At 43.2% G+C, this 21269-nt stretch carries 19 protein-coding genes; all 19 read right to left on the bottom strand.

Annotated features, from left to right (window positions below; all coding sequences use genetic code 11):
- Positions 1 to 238: 238 nt before the first annotated feature.
- Positions 239 to 1378 carry a glycoside hydrolase family 88 protein gene (locus tag T541_RS0100790; protein ID WP_026650916.1) on the bottom strand — a complete coding sequence of 380 codons (1140 nt, stop codon included), beginning with the start codon at positions 1376 to 1378 and terminating at the stop codon, positions 239 to 241.
- A gap of 27 nt (positions 1379 to 1405) precedes the next feature.
- The gene (locus T541_RS0100785; protein WP_026650915.1) at positions 1406 to 2926 is read right to left on the bottom strand and encodes a lipopolysaccharide biosynthesis protein; all 1521 of its coding nucleotides are present in this window, start codon (positions 2924 to 2926) and stop codon (positions 1406 to 1408) included.
- A complete protein-coding gene (locus tag T541_RS0100780; protein WP_026650914.1) occupies positions 2926 to 3855 on the bottom strand; it encodes an alpha-1,2-fucosyltransferase in 930 nt (309 codons plus the stop codon). Before T541_RS0100780 ends, T541_RS0100785 begins: the two co-directional genes overlap by 1 nt.
- Before the next feature lie 56 nt (positions 3856 to 3911).
- Positions 3912 to 5093, bottom strand: coding sequence for a polysaccharide pyruvyl transferase family protein (locus T541_RS18365; protein WP_034465604.1), 1182 nt, complete (start codon positions 5091 to 5093; stop codon positions 3912 to 3914).
- A gap of 36 nt (positions 5094 to 5129) precedes the next feature.
- Positions 5130 to 6119, bottom strand: a complete 990-nt coding sequence (locus tag T541_RS0100770) for a glycosyltransferase family 2 protein (RefSeq protein ID WP_026650913.1) — start codon at positions 6117 to 6119, stop codon at positions 5130 to 5132.
- Positions 6119 to 7462 (bottom strand): DUF3329 domain-containing protein, encoded by a 1344-nt coding sequence (locus T541_RS0100765; protein WP_026650912.1) that lies wholly within the window; start codon positions 7460 to 7462, stop codon positions 6119 to 6121. Before T541_RS0100765 ends, T541_RS0100770 begins: the two co-directional genes overlap by 1 nt.
- A 33-nt stretch (positions 7463 to 7495) precedes the next feature.
- Entirely contained in the window at positions 7496 to 8668 is a 1173-nt protein-coding gene (locus T541_RS0100760) for a hypothetical protein (protein ID WP_026650911.1), read from the bottom strand.
- Positions 8665 to 9621 (bottom strand): glycosyl transferase GT17 family protein, encoded by a 957-nt coding sequence (locus T541_RS0100755; RefSeq protein WP_026650910.1) that lies wholly within the window; start codon positions 9619 to 9621, stop codon positions 8665 to 8667. Before T541_RS0100755 ends, T541_RS0100760 begins: the two co-directional genes overlap by 4 nt.
- A gap of 21 nt (positions 9622 to 9642) precedes the next feature.
- Complete coding sequence (locus T541_RS0100750; RefSeq protein WP_155839436.1) at positions 9643 to 9783, bottom strand: hypothetical protein; 141 nt, start codon at positions 9781 to 9783, stop codon at positions 9643 to 9645.
- 55 nt (positions 9784 to 9838) lie between these two features.
- Positions 9839 to 10375, bottom strand: a complete 537-nt coding sequence (locus T541_RS21290; RefSeq protein WP_155839435.1) for a hypothetical protein — start codon at positions 10373 to 10375, stop codon at positions 9839 to 9841.
- 16 nt (positions 10376 to 10391) lie between these two features.
- The gene (locus T541_RS0100740) at positions 10392 to 10877 is read right to left on the bottom strand and encodes a hypothetical protein (protein ID WP_026650907.1); all 486 of its coding nucleotides are present in this window, start codon (positions 10875 to 10877) and stop codon (positions 10392 to 10394) included.
- Positions 10878 to 10879: 2 nt separating this feature from the next.
- A complete protein-coding gene (locus T541_RS0100735; protein WP_026650906.1) occupies positions 10880 to 11983 on the bottom strand; it encodes a glycosyltransferase family 2 protein in 1104 nt (367 codons plus the stop codon).
- Positions 11980 to 12747, bottom strand: a complete 768-nt coding sequence (locus T541_RS18360; protein ID WP_242840730.1) for a DUF5672 family protein — start codon at positions 12745 to 12747, stop codon at positions 11980 to 11982. Before T541_RS18360 ends, T541_RS0100735 begins: the two co-directional genes overlap by 4 nt.
- A gap of 88 nt (positions 12748 to 12835) precedes the next feature.
- Positions 12836 to 13876 (bottom strand): glycosyl transferase, encoded by a 1041-nt coding sequence (locus tag T541_RS0100725; protein ID WP_026650905.1) that lies wholly within the window; start codon positions 13874 to 13876, stop codon positions 12836 to 12838.
- Between the two features lie 43 nt (positions 13877 to 13919).
- On the bottom strand, positions 13920 to 15737 hold the full coding sequence (locus T541_RS0100720) for an ABC transporter ATP-binding protein (RefSeq protein ID WP_026650904.1): 1818 nt from the start codon (positions 15735 to 15737) through the stop codon (positions 13920 to 13922).
- A gap of 30 nt (positions 15738 to 15767) precedes the next feature.
- On the bottom strand, positions 15768 to 16640 hold the full coding sequence (locus tag T541_RS0100715) for an alpha-1,2-fucosyltransferase (RefSeq protein ID WP_026650903.1): 873 nt from the start codon (positions 16638 to 16640) through the stop codon (positions 15768 to 15770).
- 92 nt (positions 16641 to 16732) lie between these two features.
- Positions 16733 to 17824 carry an SGNH/GDSL hydrolase family protein gene (locus T541_RS0100710; protein WP_026650902.1) on the bottom strand — a complete coding sequence of 364 codons (1092 nt, stop codon included), beginning with the start codon at positions 17822 to 17824 and terminating at the stop codon, positions 16733 to 16735.
- A 34-nt stretch (positions 17825 to 17858) separates the two neighbouring features.
- A complete protein-coding gene (locus T541_RS0100705; protein WP_026650901.1) occupies positions 17859 to 19391 on the bottom strand; it encodes an MBOAT family O-acyltransferase in 1533 nt (510 codons plus the stop codon).
- Positions 19382 to 21265 (bottom strand): asparagine synthase (glutamine-hydrolyzing), encoded by a 1884-nt coding sequence (gene asnB, locus T541_RS0100700; protein WP_026650900.1) that lies wholly within the window; start codon positions 21263 to 21265, stop codon positions 19382 to 19384. Before asnB ends, T541_RS0100705 begins: the two co-directional genes overlap by 10 nt.
- Between the last annotated feature and the right edge of the window lie 4 nt (positions 21266 to 21269).

Here is a 21269-nt window from a genome sequence, read left to right as displayed (position 1 = left end):
CCACTTTAGCGGTTTATAGTGATGCATTCCTTGTTTATAAAAATAGCGTTCCAACATGACTTGCAAGTAGGAACGCCTTTGTTCTTAAGAAATGCAACTATATGTAAACGGTTAAAATCAAACTCACAATTGAATTTATCTTTATAAAATTTTCATTAACACATTGTAAACCATAACCCCTTTGAAAGTCAATAAGTCCTTGTAATTACTATATCAAGGGGCATTTCACTAACACACATCACTGCAGCAAAGCAATACAGCACAATCCAGCCCCCTGCCCCCAGGGATAGTTACCATAATTCTGGTAGTGAACCCCAAAATCATCGCAGGAACTTAGGGCATTTAAAACCCGTCCTTCGCTAGAGTTTACATATATATTTGCGGAAACTTTTTTAAGTCTCTCGCTGATAAAACTTTTTGTGAATTTTTTGTGTCCATCATCAAAAAGTTTTTCTTTATATCCCGCTGCTATGGAAAAACCGATCATACCGGTTGCAGAGGTGTCCAGATGGCCGTCAGTCCCCTGAATCTGCCAGCTAAATCCACCATCCTCTCTCTGATAATCCAGAAGGGTCACAGACAGATCTTTATACATCTCAATGTAATCCGAGGAATTCTTTATGTTAACAAGGTTAGGATATTTGTTGAAAAGAATGGCAACCTGGCTAAGTCCCATGATCATCCATCCTTCTGCTCTTCCCCAACCAAGAAGTCCCTTCCTTACGTGGCCATTAGCCACATAGCCATGGTAATGAAGGCCACTCTTTTCATCAAAGGCATTCTTATAATAGTTAATAAGAAGATTCTCTATAATATCAGTACATATCCTGATGTCATCGTCTGATTCTCTTACCATCATCCTGGCGTAGGCTCCCAGGAACATGGTCACCTGACCGATGCCGTCTGCAAAGATATTGGCGCTATTTCTGGAAGGATTATAGATCACAGATCCTTCTTCATCAGTCTTGGCATTTACTATGAAGGCGTAAACCTTATCAGCAGCTTCCTTATACTTAATCTCCTTGGTCTCTTCATAGAGCTTAACGAAGCAGTAGCCAGCCACCGCATCGTCCACGAAATCTATCTTTCCGTCATAGTTCTTTTGCCAAAGGTCAAAATGGACAGAAAGGCTGCGAAGTATCTTATCTCTGTGCTGAAAGTCTCCGGACTTTCCAAGGGCTGTCACAAGGCCCAGCATGAGCATTCCGGCGTGCCAGAACATGGGATCCTTGGTCCTTACTGACCTTCCCATCATCTTCTTGACCAGGTCCTTAGCTCTTTCTTTAAATGGAACCCGCATGATGCTATCCAGCTGTCTGATTGTCTCATCAACAATAAGCTGATACTGTGCAGAAACAGATGCCTGATTATTATTCATATGAGCCCCCTTTCCATAGCAAAAACCTTAGTTAAACCTTGCTGAAACCTTGCTCCAGATGTACTTAAACTCTGGTGACCTTCCATATAGTAAAAGATATACACCATTAAACAGTACGGTGATGATAACCACCATCAGTGCAAATCCGCCGATTGACAGCTCTGCCAGCACAAATGATGCAATGAAGTTGCAGGTTAAAAGAACTGCCACCAAAGACACCAGGTACTTGGCTGAGTCTATAAAGTAGCTGGCTGCGCTCTTATCAAAACAGGTCCTGTATAAAATGATAGGCTTAGTAATGTTGGCAATAAGGCCAGACACTACAGTTCCAATGTAAACACCGATAATTCCAAGTGGTGTAAGGGCCAGGCCAATTGAGATAACAAGATTTACAAAGCCCTGGATCAGCGCCAGATACTTATCCTGCTCAAACACGCCTGCTGCGGTCTTATAGTTACTAAGAACGATTCTGTCGCCCTTAAAGTAATAATCAGTAAGAATCAGATATACAGCCACTGGAGTAAGCACCCAGTAATCTCCCAGCCAGAGTCTGATAAGTGGTGTTAAAAGAACCATGAAGCCCACGCAGGAGAATCCATAGATCCAGGATGCAAAGAATCTGTAGACTCTGAACATCTCGTACTGCTTCTGCTTACTTTCTGTAGCAATAAGGTTACCAAAGCTTGATATAACTGAATTGAAAATGATATTAACGAAATTAGATACTGAGCTGATGACCATGTTGTAGTTATCCACAATACCTGTCATGGCAACCTTGATGATACTTGAAATAATAAGGGCATCAGTCTGAAGTCTTGCTACATCTCCCACCTTATGGAACACAAGAGCCTTGGTCTTAGTCCAAACCTGATCGCTCTCATCCTTGGACAGAGGCGTAATATCTTTTTCCTTAAGGAATGGATAGAGCTTGTCCAGGTAGTAAGATGCAAATATCTTCTGGATCAGTAGGGCAACGGCCTCTGTCAGAAGGAATGCGTAGAAATTCTTAGTTGTTACAAGAACTATAATCTGCAGGAAGATAGTGATTATCTTGGTTACAGTAATGATGTTGGTCTGGATATAGTTCTTTTGCTCAGCATAAACAAGGCTGTACTTGTAAGCCACCAGATAGCTGGTAACTGTGTTAAATAAGAAGATCAGGTAGTAGAGAGTCCTGTCTCTCATAGGAATCTCTGTGGCGCCCTTGGTGAAAAATCCAAGGAATGGGATAAGGGCAAGACCTATAACCGCCACAACTACCGCAATGATATGGTAGGCCTTGCGATAGAGCTGCATGTAGGACTTGATTTTCTCCTTCTCACCTCTGGCAACTGGGCCATAGAGGCTGAAGTTCAGGGCTGTTCCAATTCCCAGCTCTGCCATGTTAAGAACGGCCAGGATATTGGTATAAAGGCTGTTGACGCCAAGAAGGTTCTCCGTAAAATACAGAATAAAGATCTTACGCATAACAAAGGACATCAGCGCCGTTGAAAGCTGCCCAATATATCCGAAAATGATATTTCTTTTTGCCGATTTAACTCTTCCCATTAAACAAATTGTCCCTTGTTATCCACAAGAAGCCATCCCTTCCAGTAATCATGCATGATGTCAGGGTCGCACTTCTGGTTATTTCTCATTGTTGCTGTCCTTACAACTTCCATGTCAGGGCGCTTGTTAAGTCTTGCTCCCCAGAAGCTGAAGGTGGAATTGGCGCAGATGTTGCCCTTGCAGTGGCTCATGAGCCTAAGGTCCTGAAGGCTGTCTTTGCCAGTATTCCAGTCAACTATTGTATATCTTGACTCATCGCCGTAATTCTCATAAGCAAATTCGTGGTCGCTGGTAAAAATATAGAAATGAGTATTTGGATCTTTTTCCAAGAAGTAATTCATGGCACTGTCGTAGTACTCCTTGGTTGCGATGTTGCCAAGGATCTCCACATTCTCAGGGCTAAGGTAATCTCCTCTTCTAATGTGAACACTGACTGAAGGCGCTGACTCCATCTTAGTGATGATGGTCTTGTTGCGGGTCTCCAGGTCCGGATCAGAATGTGGTGGAAAAGAAAATAGCTCTTTTAACTCATTCATGATGTCCCCGTAGTATTTCTGACACGCAAAATAGCCCGTGATGTACATGTCATCCATATCGAAGATCTCAGGATGATACATCTTAGTCTCAACAAAAACCTTGGGATTCTCAGAAGCCCAGATATGGAGCTTCCTAAACACTTTGCCTACGAATCTGGATACTACGCCCCTTTTAAGGAAATGATCTATCTCCTCCTTGGTGGCCTCCTCATATGGAAGGTTCACAAATAAAGGCAGCTCAAAGCTTCGAGGCGCCAGCATATTTTTCTGGATATCTTTAGAAAACCAGGAAAGATCAAGCTTTACATCTTTGCCAAGCGATAAAAGCTTTCTGTACAGAGCATACTGCTGCATCTGATTTCCAAGTCCCCCAGCGATTTGGATTATTATCATACTCTTCCCCCTGCCCATTTCTGGACATAAATTCTAGTTATTATATTTCTCGCCAATTACTTGTGCTCCATGATCCACTTGTACGCCTTTACCAGTGAATCAGGCTCTGACAGGTCCTGAACAGGAAGCACATAGTTCTCTATGGTTCCAAAAAGATCTGTCGCAATTCCCCTGCTCTTAACTGAATAGCCAATTACAAGGGTTGGAACGCCGCTACTGTAGGCAGCGATGGTGCTGTGAGTTCTTGCTCCCACAAAGAAGCTGCACTGGGAAATATATCCCTTAAGCTCCTCGCAGGGTGCATCCTCTATCATTATAACTCTTTTCGTACCTGCAAATTCATCGTAGAGGCTTCGAAGAGTTCTTCTGTCATCGTTGTTAGCCCAGACCACATGCGGGATAAGAGCCACGTTCTCGTCAGTATTATCAAGGATATAGTTAATGAAGTTCACATAGTTCTGAATTGTGATTCCTTCGGTCTTCTCCTTGGCAATTACCATAGGACTTAGGTTAATACCCACTGTCCTTCCCGGAATGAAGCCGTTAAGAGTTGGAACCTTGCTGGTCTCAAGCTCAAAGGCCGGGTCCTTTCGCATCACAAGCTTATCTGCAGAAAGACCTGCTTCTAACAGGGCATTGTAGGTGATAGATTCCCTTGCATAAATCTTGTCGTAGGAAGCAAGGTCCTGAAGGAGATTAGCGTCCTTAAGGGAATCTGGCTCAATTGAGCAGCCCCAGAGCACTGTTTCAAAGCCCTTTTTCTTAAATACGTTGTGGGCAAGGATAAGGTCCTCAATCATTTCAGGATAGCAGTAGTTGTCGCCTCCGATGGATACAGCAAGTGGCGGGCTCTGTGACTTAATGTGCTCTCCCCAGCCCTCGTCCTTAAGAAGCTTATTGTAAAGCTTAAAGGCATCCTTGTACTTGTATCTCTGGAAGGACTCCTTATCTCCAGAAACCATGCGCCATGCGTAATAAACAATATGCGGAATCAGGTCTCTGTCTATATGTCTGTCCTCAACGATATAGCAAAGTCCCTTTTTCTGAAGCTCCCCAAGGGAGTACTTCTTATCCTCTGAAACGCTGTTGGTCACAAGAATCACAGGGATGTTCTCAGAAATTCCCTGTTCTCTTCGCTTTCTGGCAATCATCTTAATGGTGCTGTTGGCAATAGCCTCGCAGCCGTGGTTACCAGAACCAGCGTGCATATATAAAATTATGATTCTGTTTAAATCCATGTTGTTCTCCATCCCACAGATCTCCAAAACTTTTTCTTACGCCTTGTAATCCCCATATAACTTAAGGTACAGGTTAGGACTAATCCTGAATATCATGACCTTTATCTTATGTCCTGAAGAAAGAGCTGCAAAGGCTCCCCTTGTCTCAAGAGCGTGATCAATCTGTTCCTTAACCTTCTGCATATAAACAGGCACCAGCGTCTTATCTATTGCATCTGCCTTAATTGCCACTGCGATCTTACCTGCCACCAGAAGGGCTGTCAGGATCTGGGAAACCGCAATGCTGACAAATGCATAGGGTGACAACTCAGTAGCATGAGCCTTAAGCTTATCCTCAGCATCTCTCCAGCAGATCAGCTGATCCATGTAGCTCTCCTTAAAGGCCCTGTTCATGGCACTCTGTTCATTTTCTGTATATACATAATCCCCATCAGCAATGCATCTGATGGTGTGGTTCCTCTCCTGAGTAAGGGCGAAATCTATCATGAACAGCAGATCCTCGCCAATGGCAACCCCCTCCCTGAAGGTGATGTGGTTATCCACAATCGTCTTTCGGCAAAAGAGCTTTCCCCACACGTGGGTGTTTCTATTGAGGGTAGAATTCTCAATGTACTGAAATCCGCTTATCTTCTGTGTCCCCTGGAAGCTATGGGTCTCATCTATAAGAACCGTGCTCTCATCTGCATACTTGGTGCAGTTGTCTACAAAGCTCTTGGTAACAAGGTCATCTGAATCCACAAAGGCAATAAACCTTGCTGTAGCCATCTCAATACCGATGTTCCTGGCATGGGACACTCCAAAATTCTTGGTGTGTCGTACCTTCACAAGGTCCTCTCCATACTGGGAAGCAATCTCATCGCAAAGCTCACTGCTGCCATCTGTGGAGCCATCATCCACCAGGATGATCTCTATCTCATCCCGCTTCACATCAGCCTGATCCACGCAGGACTCTACGCATGCACGAAGTGTCTCCTTAACCTGATACACGGGAATTATTATGCTGACAATTCTCTCTTTATCTGCCATTAGTACTCTGTCCACTCCTCACGCTCAACACCGGAAACAGTGTCCAGTCCATAATGCTCTGAATAGAAACGATTGATCCAGTAGTGCCAATCCTCCTCAATATCTGACTCATAGGCTGCACTGAACCTGGTTTCCCACTGAGGACGAAGCTTTGGCGCAAATACATCAACCTCACCCTCATCAGCCTTCTGCTGAAGGTAAGCGTCCCTTTCATTGAATTCTCTTTTAATTCTGGCAAGATTAGCACCCTGCTCGATGTATGTAAATCCAAGGTAAACAGTTAAAAGAGCTACTACCACAGTCACTACGCATCTTGCATAGCTCTTTTTACTTGTAAGAATCTTGGCTACGCCCTGGGCAACACCTGTCATAAGGAAAATGCTGGCGCCATAGTAGGAGCGAAGCTCTGATGAAGGCACCATGATAAGTGCATAGCAGGTTGCCACGAATAAAAGGCCAAATAAAGCCATATCTGAAACAAAGGTGGTGTACTTCCTAACGCCTCTGTCCATGTATCTGATGATAATGAGAAGTGCGATAAATACGCACACTAACACGAAGTAGCCGTTTTTGATATTAAGCGTGATCTTAAGGAATCTGGCTACCATAGCCATAAGGCCTGTGTGCTCCTCCTCTGTAACGCCAAGTCTTCCGAAATTACCTGGAGCAAGGCACATAGTTACGAAGCCGATCATACTTCCGATAAGGGAAGATACCATGTAAGGTTTGATCTTCTTGCGATTAACGTAGAGTTCGATCAATACAAAAAGGATAACTGCGCCGGATGTGTTCTCATTGCACCAGCCAGCCACAACGCCGTAGAGGCCCATTCCAATAAGGAGTCCCGGATTACACTCTTTTCCTTCTCTAACAAGCTTTCTGAACAATGTCACAAATCCCATGATGATGGTAGTTGTGAAAAGATAATTGCAGGCACCGGTCTCCCAGAATACTGTGTTACTGATGGCTGGATCAAAGAGCCAAAGCATAAGCACAATCAGAGCATAGATTCTTGAATCATACTGCTCCTTCTCAGCCACGTTAGCATAGATAAGATGGGATAAAAGAGTAAACATAGCAGCTGCAACTATGTTGAACACTGCCTTAACATCGATGAAGTAAAAGATTCTCATAATAATATGAGCAACGCTTCTTCCGGAGTGGTCGATGTAGTGGTGATACTCCTGAACAAACAGATCAAAGAAGTTGTTGGCTTCTTTGACAGCATCGTAATATACGATGTCATCGGACATCATAGGAGTTAAGAATTCATATATGAGCACTGACACAAAGGTCACCGCTGTAATTATGTAGAATAGAGTTTTCTTAGCTTTCTGTGACATGGTTGTTCCTTTCAAATTTAGTCACGTCTATTATTAGTCAGCTTTCGCCGTTTTCTTAGTATTTATCAGCCATCCAAAGTATACGCCCAGAACAGGAATAAGGAGATTCCTTCCAAGGTACCTTGAAACAAAAGTCGCCTCAATTACAGTATACACCGACATGGACAGGATAAGAACCAGTGTCCAGATATCCTTCTTGCGGTAGCAGATGTAGATGAACACCACAACCAGAATTATAACCAGGATCGCTGGAATAATTCCGTACCAGTAAAAGATCCTGACCCATCCCATATCGAAGTACTCTTCGCTGAGCCTGTCTGAGAACAGCTTCCAGGACACGATAGCTCCTGCATGTCTGTTGTTAGCTCTATAAAGGTTCTCAATTCTGTCATTTAAAAGAGAATTGATCTTCCACACATACTGATACCAGTCCTTATCATTAAGATAATAAGGAATGTGGCCTACACAGGCGCTCCAGATGGAGAATGCAACGCAGGCAATTGGAGTAACAACTACAGTCAGAATGTATGGCCATTTCTTTTCTGAAATCTTAGGAATGTATCTTGCCATGATGGCAACAATAATAGTAAAGCCGCTGATGACGTAGCCTGTCCTTGTGGCAGCCACGTGGCAGATAGCAAGGTTGATTACCAGCGCGATTATGTACTCTCCTATCTTAGCTCTTTTACCATAGGCCCAGATCCATAAAAGGGTAAGGGTGTAAACGGCGCCGTACAGGGTGTTAGGGTGTCCAAAGCCAAAGACGTATCGCAGCTCCTCGCCCCAGTCTCTTCCGTAATCCGTAACATAGCTGATAGGTCCATAGATTCCTGTTATAGACAAAAGAGCTATGATGCCAAATCCAGCAAGGCATGTGTAGAACATGGTCTTCATGGTTCTTGTCAGGTTAATGTCTCTTGCGGCAAACAGGAATGTGGCGAATCTAAGAAGCTCGTTCCTTCCTGTTATGCGGTAGCAGATAAAGGTAAATACCCACACTGCAACCATGATAGCCCATTCCTTCTTGGTATGGGGCTTAAAAAGAACTGCCACCAAAGTGATAAGAAAGGTTGCCCTGAAGACATAGCTCTCAAGGCCAAAGTACAGCTCGCTCTTCTCAACAATCATGAGAACAACTTCTATAGCAAGGGCCATATAAAAAAGCGCGTTTGAAATTCGGATTCTGCGTTCTGGTGTCATTCTCATTTACGTCTCAGTGTCCTTACAATTTTGTGATAAGCCTTGCGGCAGAATCTGCCGGCTGTAATATCAAGCTTGTGCCAGCATCTTGAAAGCGGTGTGATCTTAGGCATAACAAGATAGCTGTATTCATCAATGTGATCCACCAGGTATTTAGGATAGGTGGAATCTATCTCAACCCTCTCAAAACGGGCGTCTCTTCCAAAAATGTCCTGACCAAGAATAAGTCTGTCCATGGTCTCAGCAAGGATTTCTCTGTCGTTGTACTCCTGATGGGCTGCGGCTTTAACCTTAACGCCGATTCTGTTAACAGGATTGGTCTCATGAAGACCTCCCATATAGCCAAAATGCCAGCCACCGTCAGCAACACGAACTGACTTAGGGTCAGTAGGTGGCACCAGGTCGCGGAGTCTTACAATTCCCTCCTTAGGGATATTGAGCCTGCTGGTAACCTTGGTTCCAAGCCACTTCCTGTCCTCTTCCCTGATCTCCGGGAAGTCTCCAGTTATGGAAAGGAGCTTTCCGGACTTCTCCTCCATGTTAAAGAAGGCGTAGAAGTTACGCTGTGCCAGGTGATAAACCTTAGTCTTATCAAAGCTATTAATTATATTCTGAAGTACATCTGTGTTAGGAATCTCATCCACGTCGCCAAATATCAGCACGTCATCCTCTGTGGCTCCCACCATATCAAGGCCCTTCTCCAGTCTATTCTTCTGGAAGTAGTCTCTTTCATGGGTCTTGGCAACCTTAGGTGTATCCTCAACTACAATGTAAATGATCTTATCAAGGTAATCCTTAAACAGGTCCTTGTGCTTTTCAAAGCACAGCTCCTTAGGCTCACCAGAAAAGGTCATGGTGGCCTCTTCAATGATGAACTTATCCACATATGGGCTAAGGATATTGAGCCTTAGCTTTAAAATATCAACTTCATTAAAAAACGGTATCAGGTCGTAAACCATTGCTATTCCTCAATAATACAATTATGGAACTTCTTCCTCTAAAACAGAATCATGTAATTTGTTGTATATTTCTTCACTTGTTTCTTCCCCATTATAGTAGTAGGTCTTTATTCCATTATCATCTTCAGAGTATCCAAACCAAAATGAATCAACAACGCTCAAGTTTCCATCATACTTATCTAGATGATATACACATCTACCACTATGCATAGTATCACTATGCATAATCCAAATAATTATTCTGATACGAAGTATACGTACAAAACGCTGCTGTCCCTTCTCCTTCTGCGAACATCACTACTTCCCCATCTTTACAGTCAAAAAACATGCATCCATAAACCTGGTTATAAATGATGTATTCTAGCTCCCCATCATTATCAACATCCTCAGGTTCTAGTATTTTAACATTCTGAGTCGCATCACCACTCCAGCTAAAATCATACCAATTTGCATCTATAGTATATGTTTCACCCTTTTCATTCGGTAAAGAATGAGCTAGTATTTCGCCATTACAAAAAGCCTCAAATAACTCATCAGCGGTCATCTGATTATTCTCATCACAAGACAGATTTGTTGACGAATTCGTCGATGATTCAACCAAACTAGAAGCGTCATCTGAATTTTCAGACTCATAATTATAACTCATAGTTGATGAGCTTTCAGTACTTTCTACTTTACGAAGATAATCATCACTATTTCCTTCACACCCTGTAACTATTAGTATTGATAATAATAGTATTATTCTTTTTTTCATACTATATAATCCCACTTTATGTTTCAATATTTACATGCCCAATTATAACAGCGCTAATTGCAGACCTCTGAAGAAGGAATTCGCCATTTTCATAATTAACCGCACTTCCCCTCTGTGAACTACCAGCTGCAACAAACTCGCATACACACATTTGAACCGTTTCAGAATCTGGGTAATAGTATCCGTGCCCCCATTGATTTTGGCACTGATCATTCTTTTTAAGTTCCTTTTCAGTATGTTCCGTCGACTTTGTATCAAGGATAATCATATTGAAAGTTGTCCCATCGTCCAACGTCACCTGTACTATATCTCCAAACTCCCCAAAACCCTCAACCATTGCCCCAGCATAGCATTCTCCATATTCCTCAAAGTTAAAAACAAGTAGATTCTCTTCACCTACATTACTATCATAATTGGCAACCGCATAGTTAAGCGCTCTTGTTGAAGCATATTCTGATGGAGGATATTCAATATTACATCCATTTATAGTATATGCCCTCATTCTTATGCCTGAATTAAATGTTTTATTTTCGACTTAAAGTCATTTTTCCTTGCTGAAGCAAGAAGCTTATTATAGGGCTTATCTTCAAGCTCTAAATCATGTACAAACACATCTGCTTCCGGAGCCCAGGAAGGGAGCTTACCCTTTCCGTACTTGCCATAGAAGTCAGAATCAAGAATATCCTTTAATATGACCTTTTTCTGGGCATATCCTATTCCAGAGTAGATCAGGTTCCTGATGGCAATGGAGCAGGTAAGAGACTTTCTTTCTTTTACCAAAGCTGCCCCTTCCGGAAACCACTTATCCACATAACCATCAAATCTGTCCCAGGCCACGATCTGCTCATCCAATAGATCCGCATGGAATCCCGCTGTAAGGCCATTAGGATTAACTCTGTAGTAATAAAGAATCTTATCAAGATAAACAACGCTGTCAGCCAGATCCAGGAGCTGTGCTGTCTGAAGCAGATCCTCCCCGTGACTTATGGACAGGCCGTTAAGGCTCTCATCCTCCAGGGCTTTCTTAATAAGGCTCACACTTATACATTTATTCCAAAGGGCATTGATAGAATCCCCTTCACACATAACCTGGTAAAAGAGCTTTTTATCTTCGCCGCTGTAGAGCTTGCCAGCTTCAAATGGGTAGGCAAACATCTTTTTATCTCTGTTATTGTAATCCGCTGCGTTGTACTGAATAATGTCAGGAAGCTTGTTCTTGAGGGTACCGGTAAGAGAGCTAACTTCTTTATCTGCAAGACTCTCGCCAGCGCAGGCATCAATGATAGCCTGAACCTCTTTTACCAGATCAGGACTTACCCCATCATCCGCATCCAGAAAAAATGCGTAATCACCCTTAACACGCTTCATTCCCTCGCGTCTTGCTCTAAAAGCTCCGATCTTACCGAAATGAGCGCAGGAAACCTCAGCATACTTCTCTGCAAGCTTATCGCAGAGCTCATAGCTTCCATCGTCGGAACCATTCTCAATGAGAAGAGTCTTAACTTCAGGATGTTTTCCACATGCGTCAGAAATTCCAACCAGGTTTTCCACGAGGTTCTCTATGTAATTAACCGCATTATACACAGGAATTACTACCGTAAAGATCATTCTACGTTATGCTCCTTTTTCCACTTGGCTGTTCTTCTCCAGAACAGAAGCGGTCTGACAGCTCTTTTGAATCTCTTTTTAGGACTGTAAAATCTTGGATAATCCGCATTCTCACCCCACCACTTGTGGAATACGAAGGGCTCTACGCCCTTGTTCTCAGGCAGTGGATGTTCTCTACCAAACTGGAGAGCCAGCTCAAAAGGCGCCCATTTAAGGCCCTTTTCCTCCATCAGGTTCTTACAATGACAGCAGATGAAAATATCCTCGTTGTAAAAACCGTCATAGACCTTCTCCCACTTAAGATCATACTTCTTAGGAAATTCCATAAGACGCTTGGATCTTAAGGATACTGAGTTACCAACTCTGCAGATGTTGCCCTTACTATCCCTGTAGGCATAGTCGTTCTTAGGCAGAGGCCATGGAGATCCGATGTAATCATAGTGGAAAAAGTCATTGTTCCACTTCTCCGGATGAATTACGAAGCCGTCTGCATGCACCACCAGCGCATAATCAGTCTTAATGTGGTCTCCCAGCTCGTAGGTCATTTTATAATTAAATTTGTCGATGTTATCAAGCTTGTCTGTGTGACTGTATCTGATCCCCTTTGGTAAAAAGAGAGGTCTCTTGTGAGTTATGATGACGGCATCGCCAAACTCAATTCCCCTCATGCTATATTCCATAGCCTTTAAGGTCTCATATATGTCCACGCTGGTCATGGCAACCAGTGTCACTGTAGGAAGCTTGATCTTTCCTTTACTACTCATAGTTCCTTCCAATTTACAACCAAACCATCAAAACGATGGCACTTACAAGTTTCCATTATTTTGATGGTTCCTGATTTAATGATTATTTCTATCTGAAAGTCTTGATGATCCCGGTTCTTCTCTCAAAGCTTCGGACCATCTTCTTAAAGAAGAACACTCCATAGATGAGCTTTCTTCTGATGTTCTGGAAAAAGAATCTTACCTTTCCAGGGCGGATATTACGTCTTGCATAGAGTCTTGATTTCTTTTTGTACTCCTCAAGTTCAGCCCTGCATTCCTCTGCGGAAAAGAGCTTACCTCTTTTATCCTGGTAAGTGAGGAATGTATAGATGTTCTGCTCTGAAGACCAGAAGCCATCTGATATATTGTGTCTAGCCCAGTACTTGGGCGCGATTGCGTACTTAAGCTCTGTGCTGCTCATAACCGGCATAAGTGAAAATGATGAGTTAGAAAGGATCAGATATCTTGCATTCTTAATGGTGACGTAATCCTTACCCATGTCGAAGTGATGACACTCATACTCAGGAAGTACCTTCTTAGCTGCCTCTTCGTCCTCGGTTATGATCATAAACCTCATGTTAGGGTTTATCTTTTTCATGTTCTTAATGGCGTTAAGCCAATATCTGCGGTCAAGATAAAGCTCTGGGCAGCTGGTATACTCGCCGCCTCTCATGTTAATGATACACAGATCATCAGCTGTATACTCATAGGATTCAGCCTCTTCCTTAACGTGAAGCCATTCCTTTATCTTATCTCTGTATTTCTCAAAGTATGACTGATCCTGCATGTTGCCATAGATGATGGTGTTGTCCTCCACCTCAAACATCTTAGGGTCTGCGCCACTTACGTAGCATCCATAGGACATGTCGTGCTTGGAGTTACCCATAAACAAGCGATCATCCTGCTCGTGGAAAATCTTATACTTATCCATGTCTTCCCTTGGGATCTCTGTTCCCATGTCGATGTCCATGAAGTACATGCCCTTCTGGGAGTGGAAAACGTTACCTATCTGCTCCGGATTAACGAAGCCAAAGTCAACGCCCTTCTCTTCTGCAAGGCATCTGGTCACTATATAGAAAAAGAGCTGGTTACCTAATCCGTAACCTTTTATCAGTTCTGTTCCGATCATATTTCTTTCCTGTTATTCATATCTCTTTAGGCATCTGCCAGAATTACTGGATGATGGTTCTGCCCTCAAGGGTTGTGGCATTGATCTGCTCATCCTTAACTTCATAGATGATATCGCAGTTAGCAATAGTGTTAAGTCTGTGAGCAATGATAACCATTGTCTTCTTGCCGTGGAATCCATCGATGGCTTCCATAACTGCTGCCTCTGTCTCGTTATCAAGAGCACTTGTAGCCTCATCAAATACCAGGATCTCAGGATTATGATAAAGAGCTCTTGCGATACCGATACGCTGTCTCTGGCCACCAGAAAGTCTTACACCTCTGTCACCGATCTTGGTATCAAGTCCCTCTGGAAGAGTTCTAACGAAGTCAGCCAGCTGAGCTTCCTCCATAACCTGCCAGATTCTCTCATCGCTGATATCCTTAGCATCTATACCAAAGGCGATGTTCTCACGGATTGACTCATCCACAAGGTAGATGGACTGTGGAATGTAGCCGATCTGTGCAAGCCAGGATTCGTAGTTACTAAAGATATTCCTGCCATCGCAAAGAATCTCGCCGGACTGTACATGTAAAAGTCCAAGGAGAATATCCACAACAGTGGACTTACCAGCTCCTGATGGTCCCATGATACCTACAGACTTGCCCTTAGGAACAAGCATGTTGGCCTTGGTGAAGATGTTGGAGTCACCATCTGGATATCTGAATGTAATATCTTTTAACTCAATCTTGTCATCCAGGTGAAGGGCGGGACCTGCAATGGCAGCTCTCTCGGCGCGCATTGCCTTGTCTGTCTTCATGGATTCTGTAAGGTTCTCATATACATAATCAAGAGAATACTGCTCGTAAGCGATCTCTGTGATGTAGGTATTGATACGGTTTGCTGATGGCATGATTCTGATGGCAGCAACACCAAAGGCTGCCAGCTGTGTAACAAGACGGGATACATCTCCGCCTGCATTAATATAAACAAGAATAAATGAAAGGACTGCTGCCATGAATACAGTCTCGATCATAAGCTTAGGCACGTTGTTAAGAACCGCATAGTCTCTGGCGATATTGGCACCAACCTTACCAGACTCATAATAGTTCCTGATGAAGAAGTCTTCGCGGTTAAGGACTTTAACATCCTTAAGTCCGTAGATAGCCTGAAGTCTCCACTTGGCGATCCTGGACTGGGTCTCCTGGTTCTTACGTCCGATTGTATTAAGACGAGGCTTAAGAACCTTGGTGCTAAGAAGTGTCATGACAAGCAGGATTGCAACCATAAGGACTGTGATCTGCCAGTTAACGTATAAAAGAACTATTCCAAGACAAACAGATACAACAAGCTCAGTGCAAAGTGAAAGCAGAGCTAAGATCAGTGAGAATACTCTTGGAATATCACTGTCTGTAATTCTAAATACTGTTGGGATATCCGCTCCAAGATAGTCCTCGTAGGGCCTATTCAGGAACTCTCTCATAACACGGCTTATCATGTCATTACGAGCCCTTGCTACGAAGGTGTTCTGTCTGTGGATAAGAAGAAGTAGATATCCGTTCTTAACTACAAAAAGGACTATCATAAGAATGAGGAGGGCACTTGCCAGCTTCACATCATTATCTAGTCCTACAAAGTTCACAATATTCTGAAGGATGTCATGATCTGCTATGAATTCATGAAGTGAATCCGGTCTGAGGATTGTAGATACCACTGGCAACATCATTGATACGCTCAGGGTCTCAAACACACCTCCGATAAGGATCATAATTCCCAGCAGGAATAAGTGGGTCTTCTGCTTCTTGTCAAAGATGTAGTTGATTTTCTGCAGAAGGCTTACTTTCTTGGCATCGCTTCTATTAAGTTTGTCTGTACTTCCCATAAAAAATCCTGTTTCTAATGTTGTATGTTGTTAGATTGCCACCTTAGTCATTCTGGCTGTGTAGATGTCATCCATCTTGCGGTTGTTGATCCATTTCTCAGGAACAACCACGATCTTCTCAGGGCTGTCATTGAGCCATGCTGACCACCAGCTAAAAGAGCTGTTGGCTAAGATGTGATGCTTACACTTACTCATAAGCAGCATTTCTGCCATGTCAGTGTTATCAGCTTCACTAAGTTCAACCACGATAAAGTTAGGTCCCTTAAGGTGCTTCTTGCACCATTTCTTATCATCAGTAAATACAAAGAACACTGCTCCAGGAACCTTGCCCCTGACATAATCAACAGCACTCTTGTAGTACTTCTGAGTGCAGATGTTGTGGATCTTAATGTGTTCTTCATCTATGTAATCAGTTCTTCTCACATGGAGCGAAACTGATTCGCAGCATTCAATCTGCTGCAGAGTTGACCAGCTCACAGAATCATTCATAACCTCCTGTGGGCGCTTCTGAAAATCATTCCTAAGAGCCTCAATTACGGCATCATCAGGAAAATACTTATCACTCTGCCAATAGCCCACAAGATAAGCATCCTCAAGATTAAGGATCTCCGGATCGAATACTCCTGAGTTTTCATCTATTCTGTGGCTCTTACGGCCAGTAAGCTTACGTCTGATCCTGCTGAAGATATCCAGCTTGGAATCAGTAAGGAGAGTTATCTCCTCCTTGGTAGCCTTATCATATTCAACTCCAAAGCGCGAAATAACAGGGATGCGAAGCTTGTCATCGATGAAACCAGTCTCATCATCAATCTTAACATCCTTGCCCATGCTTTTAAGCTGCCTGTATAGAGCGTATTGGAACATCTGGTTTCCAAGTCCGCCCTTCAGCTGAATTATTATCATATCCCCTCCAAGAATTGCCGTCGCAGTTCCAGGCGCAAATAAAAATGCGCATTCTTAAGATGATTATACTCTAACACGTGGATTTACTCAAATTAGTCTTCCCCTTCAAGATCATAATAGATCTCATTATCTAAATTATACTGTACTGTAGATTTCCAGTTATCTATATTGTCGCAGTAAAGCTTGTAGGCTTCATCCCAGGACTTGTAGTGATCATTTCTGTGGTCTCTTGTGAGAATGCCAAGTTTATCCACATAGTTATCTTTCAGGTACTGCTCAAAATAGTCAGTTACCTTCTCAGCTCCAACCACATTGGTGTGAGTTCCAAAGTCCCTGAAATCTTCTTCAAATACAAGACCAATCTCATCGATGTGCTGATTCATATCAAGGAAGTTGTAGCCGTAGCTCTCCACTATGTCTGACATATAGTTGATTTTCTTTTGCTCATCCTCTTTGACTGTGTATGGAGTGATGACAAAAAGCGCATTCAGGTTCTTCTCCTTAAGATACTTAAGAAGGTCTCTAAGGTACTCTTCCTGCTCTGCTGGCATTGGCTCTTTATCAGTAAGGCTCGCAAACTCAGACACTGTGCAAGGTCCCACATCAGTCTCAGCCACATAACCCTTAAGATCGTCCGGATAAGAATAGAAGAAGGTACGTAGTTGACTCCAAAGAGCCAGTGTCTTCCAGTTGGAGTGATACTTAAAGATATCAAAATAATAAGTAAGTCTCTCAGAAGGATCCTCAACCATTGCATTGATGGTCTTGATCCTGTTCACTGAGTACTTCATGTTATCTGTAACTTCCCTTGTGTGGGCCATATTTCCAAGGAGGTTCTCATCCTCTGCTGTCCACATTCTCATCTCGAAGATAAAGAGCTCAGGGCTCTGAGTCTTAAGAGCTTCCTCCACTAGGTACTTGGTGGCTACAGGCCTCTGCATATTGGAAGAAAGTGGATACATGGTAATACCCATATCACCGTAGATCTTAGGCGTAGCAAACACAGGATACACTGGAGAAGATCCGATAACCACTGCATCCACAGTGTTCTTTTTCTCCGCGTAGAATCCCACGAATCTGTCCTTCACATCACCATTGGTCCTTACACAGTAGGTAAGGTGAATCAGAAGGAAAAGAGCTATCAATATAAAGCTGATGGCTTTTAAAAACTGTTTCTTGTTCATTCTTATCTCTATTTCTTTTTACAAATTAGTGTCATTAGAAGTCTTTGTAAATAAACTCTGCTGCGCTATAGCCTGGGCCGTACTCAGCCAGGAAGATGCAGTAGAACAAAAGCGCAAATAAAATGATCCATCTAAGAACTATGCCCTTGCTGGCGATAAGCTCTCTAACGCTGTGGTACTCTCCCTCAGAATTCTCCATTCTGTACTGGATAGTAGACACTGTAATAAGGATTGCCAGTGACACAAGAAGCACTCCCCAGCTGAAGATATCAAGGCCAAGGTTTAAAAGGCTTCCGTTTACAAAGATCTGTGGATTAAATACTGTCACGCTTTCCTTAAGCATTCTAAGGGCGTGAGGAACGCTGTCTGCTCTAAAGAACAGATCACCGATACAAACCAGGATAAAGGTTCTGATAACGCGAACCACATCTGCGAACTTACTCTGCATGTTGATGTGCATCTTGGTGGCAAAGAGCCATGTGAAGAATGGAAGTGTTATCTCACCAAGAACAATGTATGCCCAGTGAAGAAGACCAGAACCAATAACATACTTAGGCTCGCCGCCGTGCCACATACCAACTGAGAACCACAGGATAAACATGGCAACGTAAGTTGTGTACTGTTTACCTTTCTTCTTGCCCATTTTCTTTTTTAGGGTCTTGCCAAGATTAGTGATCATTTTAGTTCTAAGAAGTGGGTAAAAGACATTATCCTTCATCCACACACCCAGAGTGATGTGCCATCTTCTCCAGTACTCAGAGATGTTCTTGGCAAAGAAAGGTGTAGTAAAGTTCTCAGGAAGCACAATTCCAAAGCACTCAGCCATACCGATAACGATGTCCATACAGCCTGAGAAGTTAGTGTATAACTGGAATGCAAAGCACACTGTGCCAAGCATGATGTAAGCGCCAGGATACTCTGTGTCGTTGTTGTAGATTGTGTTAACTACTACAGCAAGTCTTTCAGAGATAACAAGCTCTTTAAAGAATCCCCAGAGCATTCTCTGAAGACCGAAGGTTACATTCTTATAATCAAAGCGGTGTGTTTCAAAGAACTGCTCTCCACTGTCTCTGGTCTTCATGATAGGTCCTGAAATCATAACAGGGAAAAACATGCCATACAGACAGGTCTTTAGAAAGCTCTTTTGCCTTACACCGATTCCGTTGTAGACTTCGATGAAATATCCAAGAAGGATGAAGGTGTAAAAAGATAATCCAAGAGGTGTAGCGATGTTGCCACCGGTGATGAGCTTAACGTACTTAAGGGCAATGAGGATTCCAAGAAGGACCAGGAGCTCTGCCGATAAGATGATACGTCTTTTTACAATATCTTCTTCAGAAACCTTGGATAACAGTAACAGAAGGAGCCAGGTCACAAATGAGGAACCCAGCGGATAAAGAACCAAAAAGTAATTGCCAGATGTGCGAACGTTAGCGTAGAAGTAGGCAAAGCTGGCAATCAAGAGTATAATCCACTGACCTCTTCCCTTTGTAAGAAGAGGCAGTGTGTAATATGCAATTAACAAAAGTGCAAAAAAGCACAGAAAATCAAAGGTTGTTAAGCCCATTTATATTCATCCTCATACCACATCTGGAACATAAGGATATACCAGATCTGAATTCTGTATATTCCTCTCTCTGTAAAGTCTGTCCAGATTTTCTCAACTACGTCAGGATCAAGGATGCCCTGAGCAGCGATCTTGTCTTTATTAAGAAGGCCTTCAGCCCAGTCTCGCAGATCTTTATCCATGAGCCATTTGCTGATAGGAATTGAGAAGCCCTTCTTAGGTCTTTCCATCATTTCCCTAGGAACGTACTTGTAGAGAACGTCTCTAAGAACCTGCTTACCTACCTTGCCTTCGCGAAGATATTCTACAGGAAGTGTCCATGCAAATTCAACCAGGTCTCTGTCAAGCATAGGAACTCTGGTCTCTAAGGAAACAGCCATGGCTGTTCTGTCCACCTTAACAAGTATGTCGTCTGGGTGGTACACCAGCATATCCATAAGCATGGCCTCGTGGTTAACCTCCTCCATGAAGTCATTAGGAAGAGTTGTATATTTGTAAGGAGCAGTGCCCTTCTTAAGTGCAATTCGCTTTGTAAGAGGGTCTGTCTCATGCTCTATTCTGTGAAGGTCTCTAGGGCCCTTGGCTCCAAGGAGAGTTGCCTTAATTCTGTAGATCTCCTTATTAGCAAGAGGGCTGTGGAGAATCAGGCTGCTGGCTGGCTTTCTAAGACCGTATGGAACCTTACCCATTTTGCCCCAGATCCTGCTGATGGACTCATAGGATGTATATCCGCAAAAGAGCTCATCTCCGCCATCTCCAGAAAGTGAAACCGTTACGTGATCTCTTGTCATCTTACTTACAAGGTAAGTAGGAATCTGTGATGAGTCCGCAAAGGGCTCAGCAAACATCTTGGAAAGCTTAGGGATAACTGCCTTGGCATCATCCTCTGTAATGTAGAGCTCAGTGTGCTCTGTACCAAGGTGCCTTGCTATCTCTTTGGCATACTCTGCCTCGTTATATTTAGGATCATTCATGCCGATGGTGAAGGTCTTAACCTTACCAGGGTCCAGATCCTGCATAAGTGCTACTATTGTTGAAGAATCAATTCCCGCTGAAAGAAATGCTCCAACTGGAACGTCAGCAACCATCTGTCCTTTGATGGACTCTTTTAACAGACGCTCAAGCTCCTCTGCCGCTTCCTGTCTACTTCCTGTAAAGATATTACTCTGTCCGCGCTTTGCAGCCTCCATCATGGACCAATAGGTATGCACTTCGTACTTAAGTGTATTTACGTCCAGTGTAAGGTAGGTACCTGCCTCCAGCTTGTTAATGCCCTCATAGATTGAGTAAGGAGCTGGAATGTAACCTTCTGTAAAATAGATATCAAGTATATCAGTATTGATCTTATTGTCAAAGCCGTCAATTACTCTTATGCATCCAAGGTCAGAAGCAAAGACAAAGGCTCCGTTAACAGTGCCGTAGTAGAGAGGCTTCTCTCCAACGCGGTCCCTTGCAAGAGTGATGGTGCCTGCCTTCTTGTCATAGAAGCCAATGCCGAACATTCCCTTACACATAGAAAGAGCTTTCTCTATTCCGTAGCTCTCAATAGCTTCAATGAGAACCTCAGTATCGGAGGTACTCTTAAACTCTTTTACCTTGCCCTCACTGCGGAGCTTGTCCTTGATCTCGCCGCTGTTGTAGATCTCGCCGTTGTAGACCATGATGCTGTCGCCAGTGGCTGAGACAAAGGGCTGTGCACCCTTCTTGGAAAGATCCAGGATAGAAAGACGCCTGTGTCCAAGGGCCACGTCACCGTTGTCACTAATATAGATTCCGCCGTCATCCGGGCCTCTGTGGAGCATGCGCTCGTTCATCTTCTCTATGTTGGCTCTTTTATCGCCTTTAAATTTAATAAGTCCTGCTATTCCGCACATATTC

The sequence above is a fragment of the Butyrivibrio proteoclasticus P6B7 genome, from assembly GCF_000622085.1.
Taxonomy (GTDB): Bacteria; Bacillota; Clostridia; order Lachnospirales; family Lachnospiraceae; genus Butyrivibrio; species Butyrivibrio proteoclasticus_A.
Note: the sequence above shows the minus strand (reverse complement) of the source record. Positions and strands in the feature narration are given on the sequence as shown.